General features: G+C 50.7%; 4 protein-coding genes. All 4 read right to left on the minus strand.

The features are described from left to right. Nucleotides 1-76: 76 nt before the first annotated feature. On the minus strand, nt 77-1,180 hold the full coding sequence (traI, locus tag PsW74_RS18975; protein ID WP_063289868.1) for a TraI/MobA(P) family conjugative relaxase: 1,104 nt from the start codon (nt 1,178-1,180) through the stop codon (nt 77-79). Between the two features lie 2 nt (nt 1,181-1,182). Then, entirely contained in the window at nt 1,183-1,536 is a 354-nt protein-coding gene (locus PsW74_RS18980; RefSeq protein ID WP_063289869.1) for a hypothetical protein, read from the minus strand. After that, nucleotides 1,536-2,816, minus strand: a complete 1,281-nt coding sequence (locus PsW74_RS18985) for a DUF5710 domain-containing protein (protein ID WP_063289870.1) — start codon at nt 2,814-2,816, stop codon at nt 1,536-1,538. The genes PsW74_RS18980 and PsW74_RS18985 overlap by 1 nt, the downstream gene beginning before the upstream one ends. A gap of 48 nt (nt 2,817-2,864) precedes the next feature. Then, the coding region (locus tag PsW74_RS18990) for a type IV secretory system conjugative DNA transfer family protein (protein WP_082830623.1) at nt 2,865-4,631 on the minus strand (1,767 nt) is incomplete at its 5' end.

The following is a 4,631-nucleotide window of genomic DNA, read 5'->3' on the forward strand; positions in this document are numbered from 1 at the left end:
TTGCAAGCAATAAGCCACTGTCTGTCTCTTAAGCCGTTAGCACCAAGCAGCTTGAGGGCAGGGTGGCTACATTGCATCAGCGCTCCAGCTCCACTTTCTTTTGCGGTTTGTTCTGCTTCAGCTTGATACCCAGATGCTGTTCCAGCAGTCCTGGTTGTCGTCTTGATCCAAGTCCCATCAAAGACAGCATGGCTTCTTCGCCTTTCATCATTTCAACAGCTGCACGATTGAGCTGTGATTGCCCCCTCAAGAACGCTCGCCAACTGTGTTTGGGCTTGGGTTTGCTCAGCTGATCAGTGAACTTCTCCCAAAGGTCTGTTTGCCGATGCCGGTCATAAAGCGGTCTGCGCTCGTAGCGATCTTTGGGCTGTACCTGACTGAGATCTTTCTCCGGTGCCTGATAAGGGCCGAACTTGTCTTCCAAGGCCTTCTTTGAAAAGTCGCGATGGACATTGCTCGCCTTCTCAGTGCGGTGCCCTTCCATTTCCTTGAACACCAGACCGTTGCCACGCTTTTTCAACTCAACCGAGTAAGCCGCAATGCCCTCATGAAACTCTGCCCATGATTTTGCACTCTCGCGGATCTTCAAAAGTTCGCTCTGGTAATCCTTCACATAGGTAGAGAATGAGACTTCAAAGGTGTTTGCCTCGTAGTCGCGTGCCTTTGGATTCTTCTTATCAAGCGCCTCACCCTTGGTGTTGGTGTGGGTCAGGCCGTGCTTTTTCTCCATCTCCAGACGAACACGCTCAAGCGTCTCAAAGTCTCTGTACGGCGTACAGACCTTATAGGTTTTGGGGTGCACTCGGTTGACCGCCACGTGCATGTGAAAGTTGTCAGTGTTTGTGTGGGTCGCGATGATGCGCTCGTGCTCTTCAAAGCCCAGCTCTTTTGCAAAGGACTTTTCAATGTCCTTCAGAACATCCAGCTCCGGCACTTCGCCTTCAGCAAACGAAATCACCAGATGATAGGACCGGTCACCCTTCACACGGGTGTTGTGAGCTTGCGTGTTCTCGACTTCGACAATGGCAAGATCCAGATCCTCTTTAGAGGTTGCCAAGTCACAATTCTCTATCCAGAGATCTCCCAGCTTTTCATTCTCTTCCTTAGCCGCTGCCACATAGCGAGCCAGCGCTTTAAAAGAGTTCTTTCCGGACGTACGAGCAATCTTGTGAGCAATCATGATTACAGCGCCAGCACCTTAGCTTTAAGGGTCTGCTGGGTATCGCGGATCTCACCAAAAAGCTGCTCAAGATCATTCAGTCTTGATTTAATGTCCGGATCTGTCATGGCCGAGTTGAGCAGGTTGCCCAGACGCGCCTGGTCATGGTTGATTTTCTTTAAGGCATCGATAGCCAGCATCCTTGACGGATCTGGGTGAGCTGCATTGGTCAAGACATACTCCACATAATGCGACTGCTTCATGTTGTTTGCAGCCTGTGCTTTCTTGCGGATTTCCTCACACAGCCTCTTAGGCAAGCGGATCTTAAACGGCTCGCGGCGCTCTTCCTCTGGCTTTCGGCGTTTGATTGGATTCATTACGCGACCTCCAGTTCACGGGACATTTCTTTTTTTGGGGAACGACTATGCTCCAGTTCCTTGATCTTTTCACAGTCGAGTGCCTTGCGGGTCTGCATCACAAATTGGTAGGCGGCTTTATCGTCACCACGTTCGTTTGTCAGATCATTCCAATCTTTCAAACCTTTCGCTTTTTCTGCTGAATTGAGAAGTGGGGGGACAACATATCCGTCAACGGCACGTGCGGCTTCCTGCGCTTTCTCAATTCCTTTGTTTGGGAGAGGGTTCTCGCGGGTTGTTAGGTGGTGATCGTCATCGGCTGCAAACAGCATAGTTACATCGGGGAACTTCTCACGCATCGCAGAAGCAACCTTGACCAGATTATCCGCATCAAACGTGACAAGCACCGGTTTGTGCGTCAGCCGGTGTACCGAAGCTCCTGTCGCGTAGCCTTCAGCAAATATAAGCGTGTCTCCCACGCCGAGCTTGCTGGCATCTTTGAGATACTGCTCTGGGTCAATTGCATGGAACAGGCCTTCCTTGCGACCATTCGTGAGGTAGCGCTTCTGCTCTCCGACAAACTGAAGTGAATGGATCTTCAGATCCGTGTCTCTTAGCGGGAGGACCATTCGGCCATCCTTATCAAGTTTGACGCCATAACCGCGTACGTTCTTACGTTTGAGATAGTCGCAGTTTGTCGGCTTGGCCCATTCAGAGATATTGCTCCAGATCCCAAAGGCTTTTTTCGCAGCCGCTTGCTGCTCCTGCTTGAGTTCTTCTGCTCGTTCTTTTTGTGCCTGCTTGCCAGCTTCAATAGCGCGCCGCACTTCATCTTTTGAGAGTTGCTGGCCGTCAAACAACCAAGTGTCTTGTCCCGCTCTGAAGTTGTTTAGCATTCCATTTGGAACGCTGGCATTCAGGAAGCCTCGATAAGAGGCACTCTTGTCGCGCTCCCCTTGAATCCCTACGCGGTGCCATTTGCCATCCATTTCGGCAAGGCCATTGAGCACAACATTTTTGGATCTCAACCAATCACTAAACTCCTGCTCCGGATCTCGCTTCTCTTCCGCTTTAGGCGCTTTACCTTCAACGGACCATTGCTTGGTTTTCTCTGCCACCTTTGCGCTTGGCGCGTACCAGCTGTCTGCCTCTCTATCCCATCGGGCACCCAGATCTTTTGCCTTCTGATTTTCTTCATATGGCACAGCGAGGTAGATCCGCTCTCGCTTTGATGTTTTGGCCTTTGGGCCATTATCGTTGGCTTCTTTTGCGCGTTGATCTTGCTTATCAAGTGCGGGCATGCGGTCTCTCCTGCAGGTTCAAAATGACAGAAAAAATGAGATTAAAAATCATGATGCGCTCTCTGGCTGCGGGCCTTCAGAAGCCTTCATAAAGCGGGCTAACATCGGATCAGATTCAGGCTGTGCGGTGGTCTGATCCTGTTCATCTGCTTGTTCCGGCTCTTGTTTTTCCTGCTCCGGATCTGCAGGTGTTTGCGCGTTCGGAGCGACCGGCTGAGCAGGTTTAGAAGGGGTAATCAAAACACCGTTTTTGACGTTGCCAGATGGCTTCAGCTTCGAGCGATCCCTCATCTCTTCGTCTTGGAAATACAAGAACTGCTGGCCGTAGATGGTTGGCTTGCCAGCGGTGAAGATGAGCATCTTTCCAGGCCCAGTGACTTTGCCCTCTTCGTCATATTCCAGACCAGGCAAGAGCATGCATTCATCTGGAGTAAGCAGGGGACGTGCCACCTCTGAAAGGCTTTCAGATACACTGGCTGAAGCTTTATCCAGGTTCTTCGAAACTGATCGCTTGCGCTGCACGACCGTTGTCTTGCCGGTCATGTCAGAAAGGACACGAGCGGTTTCAATCTTGTTTGGTGCATAAGCGATACGCACATGGCAGTTGGAGATAATACTCTCATCGCGGCCATATGCTTTTTGAAGCTGGGTTATGTCCTGTGTGATCAGGAAAGCTTTCAGGCCATATCCCGCCATGAACGCCAGTGACGTTTCAAAAATGTCGAGCTTGCCAAGCTGTGGGAACTCATCAAGCATCAGGAGCATGCGGTGCTTGTAAAGCGTCTCATCTTCATTGTGAGACATCTTCGCTGTCAGGCGCGTCAAGAACTGATTGAGGATGATCCTGATCAATGCCTTCATGCGCGTGATTTCTGCAGGCGAGAGGATCAAATAAACATTGGTCGGCTGATCGGAGTTCATCAGATCGTTGATTGTGAAGTCGCTCTCAGAAGTGTTCCGCGCAACTATGGTGTCTGAGAAGATAGCAAGCTGAGCAGTTGCAGTAGAAACAACTCCAGAGCGTTCGTTTGGAGCACGTTTACGCATCCGACCGGCACAGCGTCGGACTTCTCTGTCAGCATCTTCATTGCCGTGGTCATAGCTCTCCATGTCATGCAAGATACGTTCAAAGCTATCATCCTCATCCTTCTTGCCAGTAGCTTTGGCCTTCACCAACTCATCCAGCTTATCAGCTAAGTTGGCTTTAGAATCTTCATCTCCAACAGAGAGAAAATAGAGGACGTCTGTCAGTGTAGCGGTGCGTTCTTCTTCGTTACGCACACGATAGAGGACATGCAAAATAGTGGTAGACAGCCATGAGAAACCTTCCTGTTCCCAAAAGTCTTTCATCCCTTGGCCTGAAGTGTCGATGATCATGGTAGCGACATTCATACAGTCGCCAATCTGCTCCTCCTGCCCGATCCGTATCTCCTGCAGCGGGTTGTAGCGGGCAGATCCCTCTTTTGCGCTTGGCTCGAAATAGAAAACGTTTTGACCTTGTGAAGCACGCCAGCCTGAGGTCTTGGCGTAATTCTCACCCTTGATATCAAGCACGATGGTGCTTCCAGGCCAGGTGAGCAATGTAGGGACTACGACACCGATACCTTTACCTGAGCGGGTAGGGGCGAATGCCAGAACGTGTTCAGGTCCATCATGGCGAAGCATGGTGGTGCCCTTCAGCTTGTCTTCCAGTCCGCCGACAACAACACCCTTGCCACGCAGCAGACCCATTTTTTCGATCTCTTCACGTTCGGCAAAACGCGCTGACCCATGAAGGGAAGCAGATTCATGTTCTCCGGAGATTGTTGAACTGGA

It is taken from the genome of Pseudovibrio sp. W74, assembly GCF_001623085.1.
GTDB lineage: Bacteria > Pseudomonadota > Alphaproteobacteria > Rhizobiales > Stappiaceae > Pseudovibrio.